A 5343-nucleotide genomic window follows, 5' to 3' on the forward strand; every position below is an offset into this window, starting at 1 on the left:
CCACCGCCGGAGGCGCCAACTCCGCCTGGGCCGTTTGACGCCCATCGAGTTCGAGACCATCATGAACACGACCGCCGCACTGGCGGCGTGACTACAACCTGTCACCTATTCGTGCAGCAGTCCCATCAAGACCGAATGGCAAGACGACACTGCACTCGAGTCGTCAACATCTCCAGACATTTCCTCGACTGCGCTCCCGTTCTAGGAAGACTGCTATCTCGTTACCTCCGCCGCCACCACGTCTAGAGGCGCCCGCCGACGCCGAGGAGGAAGTTGATCCAGGCGACACCGGCTCCGGCGAGGCCTGCGGTGCCGATGGCGACCCAGGCGCCGAGGCGGGCTTTGGTGGCGGTATGGGCGTTGCCGGTTGAGGAGGAGATGGCCCAGATGATCGCGGAAACGACCAGCATGAGCACGGCGATGATGAGCACGAACATCAACAGGGCGCCGATCACCATTCGAAGGTCGTCGGCGGCGCCGACACCGCCGAAGTCGGGAAACACGTCCATCAGCGCCCGCCCCCGTTCAGGGTGCAGGTCGCGCGTGAGGTGCAGCCGGTGATGCCTTCGGCGCCGTGGTCGGTGAGCCACTGGTCGGCGTCGATCGCGGGCTGACCGGTGCCACCGGGACGCATTTCGAGGTGCAGGTGGGGTCCGGTGGACTTCCCGGACGATCCGACATCGCCGATGTGTTGCCCTGCGGTGATGGTCATGCCTTCGGTGACGTGGATGCCGTGCTCCCACATATGGGCGTAGTAGGACGCGATGCGTTCTCCGCCGACGGTGTGTTCGATGATGATCAGCCCACCCCAGTTGCCGGTGTACCCGGCGTGGGTCACGATCCCGTCAGCGACGGCGTAGATCGGGGTGCCGTCGACGGCTCCGAAGTCACTCCCGGAGTGGAATGCCTGCTCGCCGCTCATGGGGTCGGTGCGCGACCCGAACGGGCTGGTACGAACCCATGTGCCCTCCGGCAGCGGGAACACGACCCGCGTGGTCTCCGGCACCACGACCGCGCCGTTACCTCCACCGCCTGACGGGGCCGGCTTTGTGAGTGCAGTGAGGATCGCTTCGGCGACCGGCTGATAGTTCTGGTACCTGTCCGGGTACGCCGACACCTCAACCGCCTGGGCGGCTTCGCCGGGGTCGAGTTGCAGCCATCCGGGGATGTCGAGCAGACCACGGGGTGAGGGGTAGTTGGGTCCGGTGGGTCCGCCGTAGAACGCGCGGGACTGGTAGTTCGGGTCCATGAGCTCCGCGATGGTGCCCCACCCGGCTTGCGGTCGCATCTGGAACAGGCCGAGGGAGTCGTGATCGGAGGCGTCCCCGTCGTTGGGGTGGTTCGCCGAGTCGGGGTAGGTGCCGGTGTTGGCGAGCATCCGCAGATGCGACTCGGTGAGCGCAGCCATCAGGGCGATCACGACACCGGGACGGCCGACGCTATCGGTGTGCCCGCCGACGGTGATGATGGTCGCGGCGTGGGTGAGTTGCTGACGGTTCAGCGTCACCGTCTCCCCGTTCTTCGTGGTCGCGGTCAGCGAGTCGGGAATCGGTCCGACGATCAGTGAGCCGGGGGCGCACGCGGCGATGGCGGGGTTGGCGAGGACGGCGACAGAGAGGAGCACAGTCGCGGGGCCGAAGCAGACGGCGGCGACTGCGAGGGCGGCGAGGAGTTTGTGAAGCATGGCCGGCTACTGCAGCGGGTTGTTGAGCTGCGACAGCCGCAACAACGCACAAGTCTCGATGATCGGATCGCCAGGCGCCGGAGCCGGGCTTCGTTCGGGGGTGCAGGTGAGGAACACCGTGAACGCGACCGGATGTGTGGTCGTTACGGGGTCGGCGCCCCAGTAGCCGTCGCGGTGGCGGGTGCCGGTGATCGTGTACGCGACCGTGCCGTCGGGAATCTGCCCCGGCGAAGCCTGCACGACCGCGTCCTCCCACGCGACGGGAATCTCGATCGTGTCGATGGTGAGCCACTGCCGCGTCTGGTGCGTGCGCAACTGCGCCCACGCCTCCGGGGTCGGCAGATAGGCGCGAACATCGGAGGCTGCCGCGTCAGCCTCCGTGTCGGCGGTGACATCGGCGAGCATCTGCGCATAATCGGCCGGCCCATAGCCGCTGGTCGTATCCCAGGTGAACAATGCCACCGCCACCGCCACCGCGAACTCTTCCGGCCCGCCGAGCGCGGTCACCGGCTCCGGTTCGGCGGGTATGTGCGTGGGACTCGTGGCGCTCGGCTCGCCCGTCGCGGTCGCGGGCAGGGGCTCGGCGGGTTGGGGTCCTCGGATGAGCCCGTACACACCGACACCGATGAGCAGGATGAGGATCAGGCCGCCTGCGATGGTGGCGATGAGCAAGGTGCGGCGGCGGCGATCGGTGGGGTCCATCCTGGTGTCCTTCCGGGTGAATGTGGATCACCAGACAGGTGCACCAAACCACTCAGCAACAAGCGGCGTGTGGGAGGGTTCAGGCAGTGTCGCGACGAGCGTTCCGTGCCACACGTGTGGCATCGAGGAACGCGACCGTGGCGGCGACGGCGTGCTCGAACATCGACCACTGCTCGCCTGACAATGCCGGGCCGATCGCGTCTGGGTCGTAGCGTTCGGTCCAGGTGGAGAGCTCGTCCCAGAGGTAGACGAACGACCTCACTGGCAGGAACTCACGCACGGGTTCTTCGACGGCGTGGAGTCGCGCTTTCGCGAGTTGCGCGGGGCGTTTCTTGGTCGCGGTCTTCGCTCGCTCAACGGCGAGTTCGGCCAGCCGTTCCAAATCTGCTGGCCTCGCGGTGTGTTCGAGCTCTCGCAGGCGGGCAGCGCTGGCTGCGGCGGTATCGCGGATACCGGCGGGTTGTGCGGAGTCGCCAGCGAGGGTGTCGAGTTCGGCGAGCGCCCGAGCGGCGCGAATGCGGTGCCCGGCCCCGGTGATCGACCCGCCCGCGTCGATCCGGTCAAGCTCCTCCTGTGCTCGCTGCCACACATCCTCCGTCTCGGCGGGGTCAGAGGCGAGGCGTTGCAGGTCGTTGATGCGTTCCAGCGAGGTGTAGGCGTTGCGGCCAGTGACCATCAGCGCCGCTTGCCGCCGCGTTTCGCCCTTCTGCGGTGTCGCCACCGTGGCGGCACCGTTTGACCTGGGGTTTTCTTGGTTCGAAGTGAACCGTGACGCTTCCTGCCGGCCCGCCGCATCCTCGACCATGAGCGCCTTCAACTCGGCATAGAGGGTGGCTTCCTCGGTGCGGGTGAGGGGCTTGTGGAGCAGGTTGTCGTCCTGCTCGGCGAGGAGCAGACCCAGGGTGGTGGAAATGCCGGAACGCACCCACACGTTCACGGTCTTCCATCCGAGACGGCGGATCGCTGCCAAGCGGCGGGCGCCGCAGATTAGCATCCCGTCGGGTGTGATCGTGATCGGCTGCAACAGACCGTCGCGGGTGATCGAGCCCACCAGGGGGTCGAGGTCACCGTAGTCTTCCCGGTGCCGGCGACCGGCCCAGATCGAACCGACAGACCGCTCCAGCTCGATGTGTCCTGGCTCGCTCATGGTCGACCTCGCATGACCCCGGGTGCGGCAACCTTGATAGCCGCGCCGAGCCCCGTGTCGTCCACGAGATGCCGCAAGGATTCACCGATCAGCAGTCGCAACAGCACGCCGCGGCTCGCACTGGTGCCGGTCAGGTGGGCGTCTGGGCTTCCGAGGATGATCCGCAGTAGCCGATACCAGGAGGGGGCGGGGATGTCGAGTAGTGCGCGGGCGTGACGATCCCGCCGCAGCGACTCGTACGCTCCTGCCCGGGAGACGGACTCGGCGAGGCGGGCGCAGATGCACTCGACCGCGGCACGCGCGATCTCGGGCTCCCACCCGTGCCAGCACAGCAACGCGATCGTGTCCTCGACAGCGGAATCCACCCCCGTCGACCCCGACTCGTCAATCGCTTCGCCGTCGTCCTCGTCGTCGGTCAGGAACGGCTCAGCGCGGAACGCAGGGTGGTAGTCGGTGAGGGGGTTCTCCCGGTCGGAGAATCGTTCAGCATCATGGAAGCTCGAGTACCGGGGCCGGCGTGCCTGATGCACGGAGCAGAGCAGTCCGTTGGCGCGGTTTTCCGCGATGCAGGTGATCTGCACGGCACGGGTGATCACCGCCCACGGATCGTCGGCCCGCCGGACGGAGGCGGTGCGCATCGCCTCGAACGCCGCGCCCGCGGCCTCCCACGGATCGAGCCCGTGCTTGCGGGCGAGCGCGGCATACTTGTCGGCGGCGTGCCGCATGAGCGCCGCCGCCTCCGGGTCACGCCTCCACGCGGCAGGCCCGTCCGTGTGGAGCCGGGTGAGGAGTTCGCGGAGCCGTTCTGAGTTCTCGAATCCCTGCCGGCGCTGGTTGCGTCCTGGGGTGTGGGGTTGTGGCATGGTGGCACCTCCTGACAGGAAGGTGCGCACCCGCTCCCCGCCAGCGCCGTCCCACCGTTTCCTGTCCACGGCGGTTCACCCCAGCCCGATCCCCGACGGCCGCACCCACGACGACGACCGGGGGCGATCTTGCGGCTCGAACACGTCGAACGACTCGAACACCGACGACTCCGAGACAGCACGGGCAGCGCGTCGATCACGGGCATCGCGTGCCCGGTCCCGGGTCGCACGATACGTCTGGCCGGGGACTTTTCGGACACGATGCGCGAGCTCCGTCTGAAAGTCGATGCCGCGTCCCGCGAGCCGGGCGGTACTCGATGCAATCAGATCGGACGGCCGCACCCACGCGATCCCTCGCCCCATACGTGATTGGGCGCCAGTCGGCGAGAGTGACGGGTCGCGATGCACTGCGAACGCCGACCGCTCAGCATCTGAGCCCTCCGCCACTTCGTGTCGTGCTTCCGGGGCCTCGGTGTGCTCTGCCTCCGCATGCTCGTTCACGGCGACTCTTCCCTCGTCTCGCTGCCGGTCGGGGTGAACCAGCGGCCCACGGTCGAGGGATGCACGCCCATATGTCGGGCGATTCGCTTGTTCGACCACCCCTCCACCTCTCGCAACTGCACTGCTTCCGCATGCCGATCACCGACCAGCAGAGCGGGGGCGGCAGGCTCCAACACCGGCCGCACATCGACCGCTTCTTCATGGGTGACGCCAACGGGCACCTCTTCGAGGGTCTGAGCGGTGGGTGTTTGGGTTGGGCGGGTGAGGATGACGGTGAGGTGCGTGATCGACAGCAGCACCAGCGGCGGGATCGCGGCGACGTCGCCTCGCTCCCACTCCCCTTCCTCACTCCGACGCGCGACTTCGCCATCCCGTTCGTGGCTCGCCGATTTCCCGGCCCCGTCAACCATCTGAGCTATCAGTTCAACCGCTTCACGGCCCTCGCC

6 protein-coding genes are annotated in these 5343 nt (G+C 67.6%); all 6 read right to left on the minus strand.

Annotated elements, in window-relative coordinates; translation table 11 throughout:
* Positions 1-242: 242 nt before the first annotated feature.
* Positions 243-509, minus strand: coding sequence for a DUF6112 family protein (locus KZA10_RS07420; protein ID WP_218682539.1), 267 nt, complete (start codon positions 507-509; stop codon positions 243-245).
* The gene (locus tag KZA10_RS07425) at positions 509-1684 is read right to left on the minus strand and encodes a M23 family metallopeptidase (RefSeq protein ID WP_218682540.1); all 1176 of its coding nucleotides are present in this window, start codon (positions 1682-1684) and stop codon (positions 509-511) included. Before KZA10_RS07425 ends, KZA10_RS07420 begins: the two co-directional genes overlap by 1 nt.
* Positions 1685-1690: 6 nt before the next feature.
* Positions 1691-2386, minus strand: coding sequence for a hypothetical protein (locus KZA10_RS07430; RefSeq protein WP_218682541.1), 696 nt, complete (start codon positions 2384-2386; stop codon positions 1691-1693).
* 79 nt (positions 2387-2465) lie between these two features.
* Positions 2466-3533, minus strand: a complete 1068-nt coding sequence (locus KZA10_RS07435; RefSeq protein ID WP_218682542.1) for a ParB N-terminal domain-containing protein — start codon at positions 3531-3533, stop codon at positions 2466-2468.
* Positions 3530-4396: a hypothetical protein gene (locus tag KZA10_RS07440; protein WP_218682543.1), complete on the minus strand. Its 867-nt coding sequence runs from the start codon at positions 4394-4396 to the stop codon at positions 3530-3532. The genes KZA10_RS07435 and KZA10_RS07440 overlap by 4 nt, the downstream gene beginning before the upstream one ends.
* 497 nt (positions 4397-4893) lie before the next feature.
* A partial coding sequence (locus KZA10_RS07445; RefSeq protein WP_218682544.1) for a helix-turn-helix domain-containing protein occupies positions 4894-5343 on the minus strand: 450 nt, incomplete at its 5' end.

It is taken from the genome of Microbacterium sp. BF1 (assembly GCF_019279095.1).
Classification (GTDB): Bacteria; Actinomycetota; Actinomycetes; order Actinomycetales; family Microbacteriaceae; genus Microbacterium; species Microbacterium maritypicum.

Coding starts and splice junctions, on each gene's coding strand:
- KZA10_RS07420 (WP_218682539.1), bottom strand. CDS start 509: ATGGACGTGTTTCCCGACTTCGGCGGTGTCGGCGCCGCCGACGACCTT.
- KZA10_RS07425 (WP_218682540.1), bottom strand. CDS start 1,684: ATGCTTCACAAACTCCTCGCCGCCCTCGCAGTCGCCGCCGTCTGCTTC.
- KZA10_RS07430 (WP_218682541.1), bottom strand. CDS start 2,386: ATGGACCCCACCGATCGCCGCCGCCGCACCTTGCTCATCGCCACCATC.
- KZA10_RS07435 (WP_218682542.1), bottom strand. CDS start 3,533: ATGAGCGAGCCAGGACACATCGAGCTGGAGCGGTCTGTCGGTTCGATC.
- KZA10_RS07440 (WP_218682543.1), bottom strand. CDS start 4,396: ATGCCACAACCCCACACCCCAGGACGCAACCAGCGCCGGCAGGGATTC.